Origin of the sequence: Micromonospora sp. NBC_01699, assembly GCF_036250065.1 — a bacterium.
In the GTDB taxonomy this organism is placed as follows: Bacteria; Actinomycetota; Actinomycetes; order Mycobacteriales; family Micromonosporaceae; genus Micromonospora_G.
In genome coordinates, this window is the sequence record NZ_CP109199.1 from 1714531 (window position 1) to 1729606 (window position 15076).

The 15076-nt window shown below is 72.5% G+C and carries 11 protein-coding genes and 1 pseudogene; 7 read left to right on the forward strand and 5 right to left on the reverse strand.

What is annotated here, in order from left to right; genetic code table 11:
• Positions 1 to 17: 17 nt before the first annotated feature.
• Positions 18 to 1865 carry a hypothetical protein gene (locus tag OG792_RS07780; RefSeq protein WP_442932450.1) on the reverse strand — a complete coding sequence of 616 codons (1848 nt, stop codon included), beginning with the start codon at positions 1863 to 1865 and terminating at the stop codon, positions 18 to 20.
• A 142-nt stretch (positions 1866 to 2007) separates the two neighbouring features.
• Here OG792_RS07780 and OG792_RS07785 point away from each other — a divergent pair, with 142 nt between their 5' ends.
• From OG792_RS07785 to OG792_RS07800, 4 genes and pseudogenes are all read left to right on the forward strand, one after another.
• Positions 2008 to 3423, forward strand: a complete 1416-nt coding sequence (locus OG792_RS07785) for an outer membrane protein assembly factor BamB family protein (protein ID WP_329108545.1) — start codon at positions 2008 to 2010, stop codon at positions 3421 to 3423.
• A 99-nt stretch (positions 3424 to 3522) separates the two neighbouring features.
• Complete coding sequence (locus OG792_RS07790) at positions 3523 to 4209, forward strand: response regulator transcription factor (RefSeq protein WP_329108546.1); 687 nt, start codon at positions 3523 to 3525, stop codon at positions 4207 to 4209.
• A gap of 8 nt (positions 4210 to 4217) precedes the next feature.
• A pseudogene (locus OG792_RS07795) lies at positions 4218 to 5384 on the forward strand (sensor histidine kinase); the annotation flags it as partial.
• Between the two features lie 288 nt (positions 5385 to 5672).
• Complete coding sequence (locus OG792_RS07800) at positions 5673 to 6059, forward strand: VOC family protein (protein WP_329108547.1); 387 nt, start codon at positions 5673 to 5675, stop codon at positions 6057 to 6059.
• A 144-nt stretch (positions 6060 to 6203) separates the two neighbouring features.
• Here the strand turns inward: OG792_RS07800 and OG792_RS07805 are convergent, their stop codons facing one another.
• Positions 6204 to 8270 (reverse strand): 3-hydroxyacyl-CoA dehydrogenase NAD-binding domain-containing protein, encoded by a 2067-nt coding sequence (locus OG792_RS07805; protein WP_329108548.1) that lies wholly within the window; start codon positions 8268 to 8270, stop codon positions 6204 to 6206.
• 61 nt (positions 8271 to 8331) lie between these two features.
• The gene (locus OG792_RS07810; protein ID WP_329108549.1) at positions 8332 to 9525 is read right to left on the reverse strand and encodes a thiolase family protein; all 1194 of its coding nucleotides are present in this window, start codon (positions 9523 to 9525) and stop codon (positions 8332 to 8334) included.
• Positions 9526 to 9686: 161 nt separating this feature from the next.
• Between OG792_RS07810 and galE the strand changes: the two genes are divergently transcribed.
• Positions 9687 to 10688, forward strand: coding sequence for a UDP-glucose 4-epimerase GalE (gene galE / locus OG792_RS07815; protein ID WP_329108550.1), 1002 nt, complete (start codon positions 9687 to 9689; stop codon positions 10686 to 10688).
• Between the two features lie 47 nt (positions 10689 to 10735).
• Here the strand turns inward: galE and OG792_RS07820 are convergent, their stop codons facing one another.
• The gene (locus OG792_RS07820) at positions 10736 to 12055 is read right to left on the reverse strand and encodes a ribonuclease D (protein WP_329108551.1); all 1320 of its coding nucleotides are present in this window, start codon (positions 12053 to 12055) and stop codon (positions 10736 to 10738) included.
• A gap of 220 nt (positions 12056 to 12275) precedes the next feature.
• Here OG792_RS07820 and OG792_RS07825 point away from each other — a divergent pair, with 220 nt between their 5' ends.
• Positions 12276 to 13550, forward strand: a complete 1275-nt coding sequence (locus tag OG792_RS07825; protein WP_329108552.1) for a S1C family serine protease — start codon at positions 12276 to 12278, stop codon at positions 13548 to 13550.
• A gap of 49 nt (positions 13551 to 13599) precedes the next feature.
• Complete coding sequence (locus OG792_RS07830; protein ID WP_329108553.1) at positions 13600 to 14319, forward strand: hypothetical protein; 720 nt, start codon at positions 13600 to 13602, stop codon at positions 14317 to 14319.
• Between the two features lie 98 nt (positions 14320 to 14417).
• On the opposite strand, the gene OG792_RS07835 is transcribed toward OG792_RS07830, so the two are convergent.
• Positions 14418 to 14990 carry a DUF3000 domain-containing protein gene (locus OG792_RS07835; protein ID WP_329108554.1) on the reverse strand — a complete coding sequence of 191 codons (573 nt, stop codon included), beginning with the start codon at positions 14988 to 14990 and terminating at the stop codon, positions 14418 to 14420.
• Between the last annotated feature and the right edge of the window lie 86 nt (positions 14991 to 15076).

Below are 15076 nucleotides of genomic sequence, written 5' to 3' on the forward strand. Positions count from 1 at the left end.
CCCGACCCGACGGACGCTCAGCCGACCAGGGTGCGTACGTCCCAGAGCCAGACGTCGTCCACCCGCTGCGGCGGCCCGATCAGCGCGGTCATCAGGGCCCGTAGCTGCTCCACCCGTGGGTGGTCGCCGAGCACCACCACCGAGGCACGCCAGAACCGCAGGTCGTCGAGGGCCTGGGTGCGCTGCTCCGGGGTGATGGCGGGGACCTCGCCGGTGTCGATCGTGACGTACATCAGCATGGCGGTCGGGCGGGTCGACGCGCCGAACACCCCGTTGCCCTCCGCGTCCGGGCCGATGAAGTAGCCGCCGGGCACCGGGAACGCGTGGCCGGTCAGCGCGCTCCAGCGCAGCGTCGACAGGCCGTGCACGTTGCTGGGCACCGGCACCGGGACCAGGGTGCGCCCGGCCGGCACGTAGGGCCGCCACCGGTCGCCGGTGATGAACGTCGGCGGCGGGTCGATGTGCTTCGCCGGCAGCGGTTTGGGCACCAGCGGCAGCAGCGCGAGCGCGATCGCCGCGTACGCCATGATCCTGACCTTCCGTCGGTGCGGCCCGTCGCCGGCGGCGGTGGTCGCCACCGCGTCCCAGGCGAGCGCGATCAGCACGCCGACCACGGCCGCGACGACCAGGCTCAGCCGGGTCGGCATCATCATCTCGACCAGCGGCAGGTCGTCCGGTATGTAGCTCCACGGGCCCTTGACCTCGGTCTCGACCCCGTCGAGCCGGACGAACGGCCCGATCGAGGCGACGCCGAACACCAGGGCGAGTACGGCGGCCGTGCGCGCCACCAGCGAGGTACGCCAGAGCAGCACGATCACCAGCAGGGCGAGGCCGACCAGCGGCCAGCCGAACCAGGTGTTCTGCTCGGTCATGCCGATGGTCTTCTCCACCGCCTCCGAGCCGGCAATGGTGTCCCGCGAGTAGGTGACGAACGCGGACAGGTCCTCGCCCCAGCTGTGGAACACGCCACCCTGCAAGCCCCGGTAGGACTGCGGGCCATTGAACTGGTACCAGATCGGGTAGCCGGCGAGCAGCAGGGCGAGCCCGCCGCCGACGCCGATCGAGAGCAGGAACGGGACCACCTGCGCCCTGGTCGCCGACCACCGCTGCACCGCGAACGCGGCCACGACCACGATCATGGCGAGCGCGGTGAGCAGCAGCATCTCCTCGTTGATGAAGATCTGGTACGCGACCAGCAGCCCGAGTACGAGCCCGTTGCGCAGCCAGCGGCCGGGCTCGCCGAGCCGCAGCACCCGGACCACGATCAGCGGGAGCAGGAAGTTCGAGACGAAGTTCGGCTGGCCGTTGGCGTGGTGCACGATGCCCGGCGCGAAGCCGAGGAACGCACCGCCGGCGAACGCCGCCCCGCGCGAGGTGACCAGGTGCCGGGAGAGCATCCAGTACGAGGTGGCGGCGGTGGCCGCGAGCGCCCCGCCGAGGTAGATCGCGTACGTGACCTGGGGGCCGAGCAGCATGGTCAGCGGCGCCAGTGGCAGGCTGATGCCGAGCACCGAGGTGTTCGCCATCATGTTGACCCCGGCCGGGGCGTTCTGCCGGGCCGAGAAGAGCGGGTTCTCCCAGTGTCGGACCGAGTAGGCGCCGTGTGACAGCAGCCACTCGAACCAGCTGTGGTCGGTCGGCAGGTGCGACGACACCCGGTGCTGGATGTCCACCCAGTAGTTGGCGCAGACCAGGATGCCGAGCAGCACGTACGCGCCGATGGCGAGCAGGTCGGCGCGGGCCGGCTTCCGGTACGGTCGGCGTACGCGCGGTGGGTCGGATGCCGCCGGTGCGGGGGCGACCTCCGTGCCGGTGCGTACCTCCGACGCGGAACCCGTGTCCGAATTGTTATTTACTACCGGGATTGCCACGACGCGACATCGTACAGGCGAGCGCCGGAGCGATCCGGGTCAGCCGGTTGAGAATGGACTCGCGGACCACGGATCCGACCGCCGGTAAGACGACCGCCCCGGACGGCGGCACGGGGCGCGGACGAGGGAGTGGCCGGTGATCGAGATCGAGCTGGGGGACCGGCTCACCGAACCGCCGGTCGGGGAACGGCCGCTGGTCCGTACCTGGTTCACCGCCCGCTGGGTGCGGATCGCCGCCGTACTGGCGGTGCTGCTCGCCACCATGACCGCGGCCGGCGTCGGGCCGCCCCGGCTGTCGGCGGCGACCATCCCGGCCCGGCTGGGCGCGTCGGTGGTGACCGGCACCGACCGGATCTTCGTGATCGACCCCGTCGACCCGACAGCGGAGCCCCGACAGCAGGTCAGCGCCTACCGGCTGCCCGACGGCGCGCCGCTGTGGCGGGTCCGGATGCCGGTGCCGGGACCGCTGGGCGGGCACACCCTGATCGGACACACGCTGGTGCTCACCTCCGACTGGGGGTCGGTGGCACCCCGTCGCACGGTCGGGGTGGACACCGCCACCGGAGCCGTCTCCTGGCTGCGTACCGCCAGCTACGAGACCGCCAGCGCCGACGGCGACGTCCTGCTCTGGGTGCAGGACACCGACGTCGGGGCCGGTGAGCCCGGCTGGGACGACTCCCCGAACGGCTGGGGTGTGCTGTCCCCCGGAACCCTGGAGGCGGTGGCCCCGGACACCGGCGCGGTGCGCTGGTCGCTCGCCCTGCCGGCCGGCGCCGTACGCGGCTACGCCGGACCCGACGCGCCGACCGACCCCGGACCCGAGGGACCGCTGCCGGAGGCGGTGGTGACCCGCGGGCCGACCGGCCGGATCGAGGTACGCGACCTGACCTCCGGTGCGGTGGTCCGGTCGGCCAACCTGCCCCGCCCGCCGACGCTCGGCAGCGGGCAGTGGCCACCCCAGGTCGTCGGCAACCTGCTGCTGGTCCCCGACGGCGCGCAGAGCCTCACCGCGTACGGGTTGGACTCCTTCGACCGGCGCTGGACGATCGACTGGGACGTCGACCGGGAACCCTGGCCGCAGCCGTGCGGCCGACTGCTCTGCACGTTCCGCCCACAGGGCGGCGTACGGGTGCTGGACCGGGACACCGGGGCGATCCGCTGGAGCGATCCCCGGTGGAGCAGCCTGCTGCCGGTCGGGCCGTACCTGCTCGGCAGCGGCGAGGCCCGGCCGATGCTGGCCGCCGGGCTGAGCGTGCTCGACCCGGCCACCGGTCGGGTGCTCGGCGACCTCGGCTCCTGGCAGGTGCTCGGGCGCTCGCCGGACGGCGAGACCGGGACCGGTCACCGGCAGCCGGCCGGTGGCACCCGGCTGATCGGCGTACGGATCGGTTCGGACGGCCGGGCCTGGGTCGCCGACCTCGACCCGGCGTCGGGTTCGGCCCGGCGGCTGGCCGTGCTGCCCGACGTGTCGGGTGACTGCCAGACCGTGGCCGGCCTGCTGGTCTGCCGCCGGCTCACCGGCGCGATCGGCGTCTGGCGGCTGCCGGGCTGACCCGGCCGGGCCCGGCGAGGGTCGGGCTGAGCTGCGGTTTGGTCGGCGCGGCTAGGTTGTTTCCAGACACCGGGAACGGTCGAGGGTCGGGAGGTCGCGGTGCGGGTACTGGTGGTGGAGGACGAGCGGAATCTGGCCGACGCGATCGTTCGCGGGCTGCGCCGCCAGGGCATGGCGGTGGACGTGGCCTACGACGGCACCGCCGGGCACGAGATGGCGATGATCACCCGGTACGACGTGGTCGTGCTCGACCGGGACCTGCCCGGCGTGCACGGTGACCAGATCTGCGCCGACCTGGTCGAGTCGGGGGCGCTGACCAGGGTGCTCATGCTCACCGCGAGCGGTACGGTCGCCGACCGGGTGGAGGGGCTGCAACTCGGCGCCGACGACTACCTGCCCAAGCCGTTCGCCTTCGACGAACTCGTCGCCCGGGTGCAGGCGCTCGGCCGGCGGGCCACCCCGGCCGCACCCCCGGTGCTCACCGTCGCCGACCTGGTGGTCGACCCGGCCCGCCGGGTGGCCACCCGGGCGGGCGCGCCGGTGGACCTGACCCGCAAGGAGTTCGGGGTGCTGGAGGAGTTGCTCAAGGCCCGGGGCGCGGTGGTGTCGAGCGAGGAGCTGCTGGAGCGGGTCTGGGACGCCAACACCGACCCGTTCACCACCACCGTCCGGGTCACCGTGATGACCCTGCGCAAGAAGCTCGGTGATCCGCCGCTGATCGAGACCGTCGTCGGCGCCGGTTACCGGGTGCCGGAGCGCTACCTGCCCGAGCAGGTCGGCGCGTGACCGTCTACCTGACCCGCCGACGGGCCCGGCTGCGCCCCACGCTGCGGCTGCGACTGACCCTGCTCAACGGGGTGCTGCTGATCGGCGCCGGGGCGATCCTGCTGGTGCTGGCCTGGCTGCTGGTCACCGCCGCACTGCGGCCCACCGACGACCTGCTGCCCGGCACCACCGTGGTGCTCGCCGACAACACCCGGATGGACGCCGTACGGTGGCAGGAGCAGATGGCCTCCGACGCCACCCGGCAACTGCTCGCCAAGGGGCTGGTCGCGCTGCTGGCGATCAGCGTGGTCGGGGTGGCCGGCGCGTACGCGGTCGCCGGTCGGGCGCTGCGCCCGCTGCACCAGGTCACCTCCACCGCCCGCCGGCTCGGCGAGGCCACCCTCGACCAGCGGATCCGCTACTCCGGGGCGGACGACGAGGTGGCCGAGCTGGCCGGGACCTTCGACGCGATGCTGGACCGGATCGGCGGCGCGTTCGAGGCGCAGAAACGCTTCGTCGCTAACGCCTCGCACGAGCTGCGTACGCCGCTGGCGGTGATGCGTACGGAGATCGACGTGACGATGGCCGACCCGGACGCGGACGTGGCCGAGTACCGCCGGATGGCGACCGTGGTCCGGGACGCCTCCGAACGGGCGAACGGGCTGGTCGACTCGCTCCTGGTGCTGGCCCGCAGCGAGGCCCAGTCGGGGCGCCGGCTCAGTCGCAAGGCGCCCACCGATCTGGCCGACGGGGCCGCCGCCGCGCTGTCCGCGATGGGCGCGGAGATGAAACGGCTCGGGCTGGACGTGAGCGCGTCGCTCCAGTCGGCACCGGTGGTCGGTGACCCGAGCCTGCTGGAGCGGCTGGCCGGAAACCTGATCGAGAACGCGGTCCGCTACAACCACCTGCACGGCCGGCTGTGGGTGCGTACCAGTTCGGACGCGGCGCAGGTCCGGTTGGTGGTCGGCAACACCGGCTTCGAGGTGGACCAGGCCGACGTACCGGGGCTGTTCGAGGCGTTCCGGCGCGGCGGCCGGGAACGGACCGGGGCGCGCGGCTCCGGGCTCGGGCTGTCGATCGTCTCGGCGGTCTGTGACGCGCACGGCGGGGCGGTGACCGCGGTGGCCCAGCCCGGCGGTGGGCTGGAGGTGACCGTGACATTGCCGGCCGCCGACGCGACCCCGGTGGTGGCGGCCTCGGCCGTGGTGCTGCCCGCCCCGGTCACGGTGCCGGCCGCGCCGCCGACCCCGACCCCGACCGTGGCGTCCCCGTCGGAGAGTGGGCCGGCGGACGGCTCGAACCCGCCGGGGCGGTAGGCCGAAATGGTGTTGTTCGATCCGTCGGTGTGTGGCAGGCTCGTTTCCGGTCAGCCAGCGGTGGGAGGGAGGTGCGGTCGATGAGTTACTCGAACCTTCCCGCGCCCCGTCCCGGTTCCCGCTGACCCGTCCGGTCGCGGGGCGCACAGCCGTCCTGGAGGACACCCAGTGAGTTCCCGCATCAATCACATCACCGTCGACTGTGCCGACACCTACACCCTGGCCGGATTCTGGGCCGAGGCGCTCGGCTACCCCCGCAGCACCGACGACCACCCCGGCGACCCGGAGGCGATCGCCCAGGCACCGGACGGGGCCGGCCCGAGCCTGCTCTTCATCCGGGTCCCCGAGGGCAAGACGGTCAAGAACCGGCTCCACCTCGACCTACAACCGAGCGACCGCAGCCGGGACGAGGAGGTCCTCCGGCTGATCGGGCTCGGCGCCACCCAGGTCGCCGACCACCGCCGGCCGGACGGCGCCGGCTGGGTGACCCTCGCCGACCCGGAGGGCAACGAGTTCTGCGTCGAACGCAGCGCCGCCGAACGCACCGCCGCCTAGCCCCCCGCCCCCCGCCCCCCACCCGCCCGCGATCTAGGCCAAATACGTGCTAGTGGATCTCCAATTACCACCATTTGCCCTAGATCGCGGGAGGGTGAGCGGAGGGTGAGCGGGAGGGTGAGCGGGAGGTGGGGGGTTATGGGGTCAGGCGGGGAGGCTGGCTATGCCGTACGGGAGGAAGCGTTGGGCGGTGACTCGGTCGGAGGTGCCGGTTCGGTCCAGGTACGGGGTGATGCCGCCCAGGTGGAAGGGCCAGCCGGCGCCCAGGATCAGGCACAGGTCGATGTCCGGCGCGGCGGCGACCACGCCCTCGTCCAGCATCAGCCGGATCTCCCCGGCCAGTGCGTCCAGTGCGCGCTGGCGTACCTGTTCGGTGTCGAGTGGCTGGTCGCCGACCTGGAGCAGGGCCGCGACCTCGGGGTCGATCTCGTCGTCGACCAGCAGCGGCCGACCGGCGTCGGCGAGCCGCTTCAGGTTCTCGCTCAGGCCGAACCGGTCCGGGAAGGCGGCGTGCAGCGTCGCCCCGGTGTGGTACGCCACCGCCGGTCCGACCAGTTGCAGCAGGGCCAGCGGGCGCATTGGCAGCCCGAGCGGGTCCAGCGCGCTGTCGGCCACCTCCAGCGGGGTGCCCGCGTCGACCGCCGCGAAGATCTCCCCGAGGAAGCGGGTGAGCAGCCGGTTGACCACGAACGCCGGTGCGTCGGAGACCAGTACGCAGGACTTGCGCAGCTCCTTGCCGACCGCGAACGCGGTGGCCAGGGTGGCGTCGTCGGTCCGCTCGCCCCGGATGATCTCCAACAGCGGGAGCACCGCGACCGGGTTGAAGAAGTGGAAGCCGACCACCCGCTCCGGGTGCTCCAGGTCGGCGGCCATCGCACCGATCGACAGTGACGAGGTGTTCGTGGCGAGCACCGTCTCCGGTGAGACGATCTTTTCCAGTTCGGCCCAGACCTGCTTCTTCACGCCGAGGTCCTCGAACACCGCCTCGATCACGAAGTCGGCGTCGGCGAAGACGGACTTGTCCACCGAACCGGTGACCAGGCCGCGCAGCTTGGCGGCCGTACCGACGTCCAGCCGACCCTTGCCGAGCAGCTTCTCGATCTCGCCGTGCACGTAGGCGACGCCCTTGTCGACCCGGTTCTGGTCGAGGTCGGTGAGCACCACCGGCACCTGCAACCGGCGGGCGAACAGCAGCGCCAACTGGGAGGCCATCAGGCCGGCGCCGACGATGCCGACCTTCGTCACCGGACGGGCCAGCGTCGCCGGGGGAGCACCGACCGGCTTGCGGGCCCGGCGCTGGACCAGGTCGAACGCGTACAGGCCGCTGCGCAGTTCCTCGCTCAGGATCAGGTCCGCCAGGGCCTCGTCCTCGGCCGCCGTACCGTCCTCGAACGACGCCTCGCCGGCCAGGCCGAGCAGTTCCAACGCCCGGTACGCGGACGGCACCGCACCGTGCAGCCGCTGGTCGAGCGTCTGCCGGGCGAAGAACATCACCCCGTCCCACATCTCCCGGTCGACCTCGGGGCGGGTCACCGTGACGGTGCCGCAGACCACACCGGCCGCCCACTCCAGCGACCGCTCCAGGAAGTCGGCCGGTTCGAGCAGTACGTCGGCGATGCCCAGCTCGGCCGCCTGCTTCGGCTTGAGCATCCGGTTCTGCATCAGCGGGTTCGAAATGATCACCTGGGTGGCCGCCGCGATGCCGATCAGGTTCGGCAGCAACTGCGTACCGCCCCAGCCGGGCACCAGGCCCAGCGAGACCTCGGGCAGCGCCAGCGCTCCCGCGCCGCCGGAGAGCGTCCGGTAGTGGCAGTGCAGGGCCAACTCCAGGCCGCCGCCCAGCGCCGCGCCGTTGACGAAGGCGAAGGTCGGCACCGTGCTGTCGCGCAGCCGGGCGAAGACCCGGTGGCCGAGCCGGCCGATGTCGAGCGCCTGCTCCCGGTCGGTGACCAGCGGGATGCCGGTCACGTCCGCGCCGACGCAGAAGATGTACGGCTTCCCGGTCACCGCGACCAGCGCCGGCTCGGCGGCCAGCGCGGCGGTGATCGCCTCGTCCAGGCTGGCCAGTCCGGCCGGCCCGAGGCTGTTCGGCTTCCTGTGGTCGAAGCCGTTGTCGAGCGTGATCAGCGCCGCCGGCCGATCCAGCCCCGGTACGTTCACCAGCCGCAACAGCGCCTTCGTGACAACCTCGTCCGGATTCTGCAAAGTCATTGTGCTGTCACACCTTTCGTTCCCGACTGCGGGGCTCGCAAGATCGGCTCACTCCTCGCGCTCACGCTGCCCCGTTCCAGTTCGGGTTCTCCCAGATCACGGTGCCGCCCATGCCGATGCCGATGCACATGGCGGTGAGGCCGTAGCGCACCTGCGGCTGCTCGGCGAACTGCCGGGAGAGCTGGGTCATCAGCCGTACGCCGGAGGAGGCGAGCGGGTGGCCGACGGCGATCGCCCCGCCCCACTGGTTGACCCGGGGGTCGTCGTCGCCGATGCCGAAGTGGTCGAGGAAGGTGAGCACCTGGACCGCGAACGCCTCGTTCAGCTCGAACAGGCCGATGTCGTCGATGGTCAGCCCGGCGATCCGCAGCGCCTTCTCGGTGGACGGGATCGGGCCGATCCCCATCACCTCCGGCTCGACCCCGACGAAGCCGTACGACACCAGGCGCATGCCGATCGGCAGGCCGAGCTCGCGGGCCACCTCCTCGGCGGCGAGCAGGCTGGCGGTGGCGCCGTCGTTGAGTCCGGCGGCGTTGCCGGCGGTGACCCTGCCGTGCGGGCGGAACGGGGTCTTCAGCCCGGCGAGCTTCTCCAGTGAGGTGTCGCGGGGCGCCTCGTCCACGCATGCCAGGGCCCAGCCGGTCTCCGGGTCGCGGATCGCGACGGTCACCAGGTCGTCCTGGAGCTTGCCGTTGGCGTACGCCTTGGCGGTCTTCTGCTGGGAGGCGAGCGCGAAGGCGTCCGAGCGCTCCTTGGTGACGTGCGGGACCCGGTCGTGCAGGTTCTCCGCGGTGGAGCCCATCACCAGGGCGGACGGGTCGACCAGCTTCTCGGCCAGGATGCGCGGGTTGGGGTCCACGCCCTCGCCCATCGGGTGCCGGCCCATGTGCTCGACCCCGCCGGCGATGGCCACGTCGTACGCGCCCATGGCGATGCCGCCGGCCACCGTGGTCACCGCGGTCATCGCACCGGCGCACATCCGGTCGATGGCGTAGCCCGGTACGGTCTTCGGCAGCCCGGCCAGGAGCGCGGCGGTACGGCCGATGGTCAGCCCCTGGTCACCGATCTGGGTGGTGGCGGCGATGGCCACCTCGTCGACCCGCTCCGGTGGCAGTTGCGGGTTGCGTCGCAGCAGTTCACGGATGCAGCGGATGACCAGGTCGTCGGCACGGGTGTTGGCGTACATCCCACCCGCCTTGCCGAACGGGGTACGGACGCCGTCGACGAAGACGACTTCCCTGACTTCTCGGGGCACTTGAGCCTCCTTGGCGGCGGGGCGTGTACCCCGGATGCTACTCGCCGGTAACTAGGGCTGTCAGTGCGCTGTCTGTGGTCCGGGCCACACCGCGCCCGTCCGGCGGTTCATCCCGGTCCGGTAGGTTGATCGGGACCGGATGGGGCGATACGGAGGCGGCGTTGAAGGTACTGGTAGCGGGCGGTGCGGGGTTCATCGGCAGCACGGTGGTGTCGGCCTGCCTGGACGACGGCCTGGTGCCGGTGGTCCTGGACAACCTGAACACCGGCCGGCGGGAGTTCACCCGCGACCGGATCTTCTACCAGGGCGACATCGCCGACGGGCCGCTGATCGACCGGATCTTCGCCGAGCACCCGGACATCGACGCCGTGGTGCACGCCGCCGCGCTGATCGTGGTGCCCGAGTCGGTCGCCCAACCGCTGCGCTACTACCGGGAGAACGTCGCCAAGTCGGTCGACTTCCTCGACCACCTGCTGCGCAACGGCTGCCAACGGATCCTGTTCAGCTCCTCGGCCGCGATCTACCGCCCCGGCGATGACTTCTCCGTCGACGAGGACTCCGCCCTGGAGCCGACCAGCCCGTACGGCCGGACCAAGGCGATGCTGGAGACGATCCTCGCCGACACCGCCGCCGCCAGCGGACTGCGGGCGCTGTCGCTGCGCTACTTCAACCCGATCGGGGCCGACCCGACCATGCGTACCGGGTTGCAGCTGCGCCGGCCCAGCCACGCGCTCGGGATGATGATCAGCGCGCTGGAGAGCGACAACGAGTTCACGGTCACCGGTGTCGACTGGCCGACCCGCGACGGTTCCGGGATCCGCGACTACATCCACGTCTGGGACCTGGCGCGGGCGCACGTACAGGCGCTGCGCCGGTTCGACGACATCCTGCCGGTCGGCGCCGCCCGGACGGCCGAGGTGATCAACCTCGGCACCGGCAACGGCACCACGGTCAAGGAGTTCGTCACCGCCTTCAACGCGGTCAGCGACCGCCCCCTGCGGGTACGCGAAACCGGCCGCCGGCCGGGTGACTCGGCCGGCTCCTACACCCGTACCGGGCGGGCCCGGCAGTTGCTCGACTGGAAGCCGGAACTGACCCTGGAGGACGGCATCCGGCACTCGCTCCAGTGGGCCGCCCGCCGCGACGACGTACTCGACGACTGAGAAGAAGGCCGCCACCGCCCCGGCGTACGTGGGGCGGTGGCGGTGCGTCAGGCCGGCTCGGGCAGAGCCAGGGTCAGTTCCCCGCCGATCAGGTTGACCTGCCAGTGCCGGGCGCCGTAGCCGTACAGCGTCTCGACCACGGTCGCCTCGCTGATCTCGTCCGGCGGCGTCCAGGCCAACCGACGGACCGAGTCCGGCGTGATCAGGTTTTCCGGCGGCAGGTTGTGCTCGGCCGCGATCCGGGTCACCACCTCCCGGCAGCGGGCCAGCCGGGCCGCCGCCGTCGGGTCCCGCTCGGCCCACCGGTGCGGTGGCGGTGGCCCGTCGACCGCCGGGCTGACCGGCAGCGCGTCGTCGGGCAGCGTCCGAGCCTCGGCCAGCGCCTCCAGCCAGGTCCGGGCGAGCCGGCGGACCGAACGACCACCGAACCCGGGCAGCATCAGCAGGGTCCGCTCGTCCTTCGGATCCATCTCGGCCGCGGCGATGATCGCCGCGTCCGGCAGGACCCGTCCCGGCGCCGAGTCGCGCCGGGACGCGATCGCGTCCCGGGCATACCACATCGACCGGACCCGGGCCTGGGCGCGCGCGCCCCGGACCCGGTGGATACCGGAGGTACGGCGCCACGGGTCGGGCCGTGGCCGAAGCGGCTGCGCCCCCCAGAGCACCAGCGAGGCGAACTCCTCCGCCGCCCACTCCTGTTTGCCCTGCTGCTCCAGTTCGAGGGCGAGACTGTCGCGCAGGTTGGTGAGCAGTTCCACGTCCAGCGCGGCGTAGGTCAGCCAGGAGTCCGGCAGCGGTCGACTCGACCAGTCGGCGGCCGAATGATGTTTCTCCAGGGTGTAACCGAGCAACTGCTCGGTCAGCGCGGCCAGTCCGACGCGTTCGAAACCGGCCAGCCTCGCGGCCAACTCGGTGTCGAACAGCCGGCGCGGTCGCAGCCCCAGGTCGGCCAGGCAGGGCAGGTCCTGACTGGCGGCGTGGAGCACCCACTCGGTGTCGGCGAGGGCCTCGTCGAGGGTGCGTAGGTCACCGAGGGGCAGTGGGTCGATCAGCACGGTGCCAGCGCCTTCCCGGCGCAACTGCACCAGGTAGGCGCGCTGGCTGTAGCGGTAGCCGGAGGCGCGCTCGGCGTCGACGGCAACCGGGCCGGTGCCGGCGGCGAAGCGGGCGACGACATCGGCGAGGGCGGCAGGGGTTGCCACCGGCTCCGGTGTGCCATCGCGGGGGGCGAGGAGCGGAACGGGCCCGCCAGGCATTGGGTCGGGCCCCACGGTCTCGGGTTCCGGCGCGGACGCCGGCAGGCTGTGCGGCTCGTCCCCTGCTTGGCTTTGCGCGGCCCGACGGCGCAGGGGTGGTTCGTCGGTCACCTGACAACCCTAGTGGTCACTCGCATCCGCCATACGCAGCCGGGCCGGCGCGGCGGTTTGTCCGGCCGCTTGGTGCGTACATTTGTCGGATTGGACGAGTCAGACATGGGGGAAGACAAAGCTCAGCACGGCCGGTACGGTGCCTCCTTGCCGCAGGATCCCGGGCTGGTCGCCCGACGGTACGACTGTGGCACGAACGTCTACGGGAGGACGTCGATTCATGACCTCTGGCTATGACCCGTACCCCGCGCCCGGCCCCGAGCCGTACCCCGGCGCACCGGTGCCCGGCCAGCGGCAGCCGACCGAGGACCTGCACAACGACCCGACGGTGGCTCACCCGGCACAGCCGTGGTCGGGCGTACCGGGGTCGCCGCAGGTGGAACCGACGGTCGGGATCAGGCCGGGGCCGCTGCCGCCGCGGCTGGAGCCGCCCCGGACCGACCCCGTACCGATTTCCGGTCACGGTCCGGCATCGGTTTCCGGTCCGGGCTACGGACCGGCGTCCCCGCCTCCCGGTTACGGACCGGCTTCGGGTCCCGGCGCCGGCTACGGCCCGCCCGGTTACCCCTCGCTCCCGCCCACGCCCGGCTCGCTCTCGCCCACGCCCGGCTCGCTCTCGCCCACGCCCGGCTCGCTCTCGCCCATGCCCGGCTCGCTCTCGCCCATGCCCGGCTCGTTTCCGGCGTCGCCCGGACAACCGGCGCCGCGGGTTCGGCGGCGGCTGGCTTGGCCGGGCGTGACCGCGCTGCTGCTGGTGCTCGCACTGGCCGGGGCGGTGGGGTTCCAGGCGTACCAGGTCGACCGGCTCACCGGTCGGCTCGCCGAAACCGATCGGCGGTTGGCCGACGCGCAGCGGGCCGACGGCGCCCGGCTGGACGGCATCGAGGGCCGGGCGCTGGACCTGGAGAACCGGGCCGGGCAGGTCTTCAACCCCGAGGCCATCTCCAGCGCGGTGCTGCCCAGCGTGTTCCGGGTCCGGGCCGGGCAGTTCACCGGCACCGCGTTCGCCGTCGGCAAGCCGACCGGCAACGGCGGAACCAACCTCTTCACCAACTTCCACGTGGTCGAGGAGCTGTGGGACGGCGGCGGCCGGCAGGTCTTCCTTGAGCGTACGGACCAGCGCTTCCCGGCCACCATCGTCAAGGTCGACAAGGCCAACGACATCGCCCAGCTCAGTACGGACGGCACGTTCACCGGCCTGGTCGCGGCCCCCGAGGTGGTGAAGTCCGGCCAGCAGATCGTCGTGGTGGGTGCTCCGCTCGGCCTGGAGGACAGCGTGACCACCGGTGTGGTCAGCGCCTTCCGCGACAACGAGGACGGCCCCGGCAAGGTGATCCAGTTCGACGCGCCGATCAATCCGGGCAACTCCGGTGGTCCGGTGATCAACGGGGCGAAGCAGGTCGTCGGCATCGCCACCGCCAAGGCCCGCGACGCCGAGGGAATCGGCCTGGCCGTACCCATCGCGACCGCCTGCGACGGCTTCAAGATCTGCTGATGTTCGGCCGGACACTCCGGCACCCGGTCCTACCCTCGGAGGAAAGTGCATGTCCCAGCCCCTGAACGGTCCCGACGACCCGCCACCGGTCGATCCGACCACCCCACTGCCACCGGTGACCGCCCCGGGTGCCGCCTACGCCCCGCCGCCGTACCACCCGCCGGTCTCCGCGCTTCCGACGCCGGGAGCGCCCGTTCCCGGCGGCTCGCAGCCGTACCCGGGCGTCCCGGTCTCCGGTGGTCCGCAGCCGTATCCGGGAGCGCCGATGTCGGGTGTGCCGATGTCGGGTGTGCCGGTCGGGCAGCCGATGTCCGCGCCGCCGGGACCCGGCCTGCCGTACGGACCTCCGCCGCCGGTTGCCGGTGGTCGCCGCCGGACGGTGCTGGTGCTGTCGATCGTCGTCGCGCTGCTCTTCAGCGTCGGTGCGGTGATGACCGGCCTGTTCGTCACCAAGAACAACGAGCTGACCCGGACCGAGCGGGAACTCGGCGGCCAGGTCGCCGACCGGGACACCCGGTTGGCCGCGAACTCGCGCGAGATCGAGCGGCTCAACCGGGGTCTGGAGGCGGCCAACGACCGGATCAAGGCGGTGGAGCAGGACCTGACCGGGACCAAGAACGACCGGGACGAGCAGGCCCGGCAGAAGGCGGTCATCGCCAACTGCCTCGACCTGTTCAGCAAGGCGATGACCGCGACCAGCGAGTCCGCCTTCAAGAAGGCGATCGACGAGGCGGACAAGGTCTGCGCGGAGGCCGACGGCTACCTCTGACCGGGAAGACCGGCCGATGACCGGGAAGGTACGGCCGATGACCGGGAAGGTCCGGCCGACGGCGCGGCCGGGTGGGTCGGCTGCCCGGCGCGGGTGGGTCAGGCGGCGCCGGCCGGGCGGCGGTCGGACAGCGCGGTCACCCCGGGCGGGGGCAGCCCGGCGGTCGACGCCAGCAGTGTGCACCAGCCGAGCAGGTGGGCGTGCAGGTCGGCGCCGAGCGGGGTCCAGGAGGCCCGGATCTCGATGTCACCGGCGGCCGGTGGCCCGGCCAGGTCGCCGAACCGGGTGGACATGGTCTGCGTCACCGTGCCGCCCAGGGCCCGGTGGTCGGCGCCCTGCGCGTCCAGCGCGTCGGTGAGCCAGGTCCAGCCGACCGAGGGCAGCAGCGGGTCGGCCGCGAGGTCGATCTCCAGCTCCGCGGTCACGTACGTCACCAGGCGTAGGGTTCCCTCCCACGCCTCGTGACCGGCGGGGTCGTGCAGCAGGATGAGCCGCCCGGTGGCGACCTCGTCACCGTCGCGCAGGACGCTGGCGCTGAGCGCGAAGGCGTACGGGGCGAGCCGCTGCGGGGCGCCGACCTCTTCGAGCAGGATCTCGTCCCGGGGCGGGGCCGCGCGCAGACCGGCCACCGCGCGGGTGAACGTCTCGGGTAGCACGATCGGGGCGGCCATGTTCGCAGCCTAAGCCGACCGGTGGCGTGGCGGGGGATCGGCGCGCCGTCCGCGTTCGTGCTCACAAATGGCCCGGCCCCCTCCGC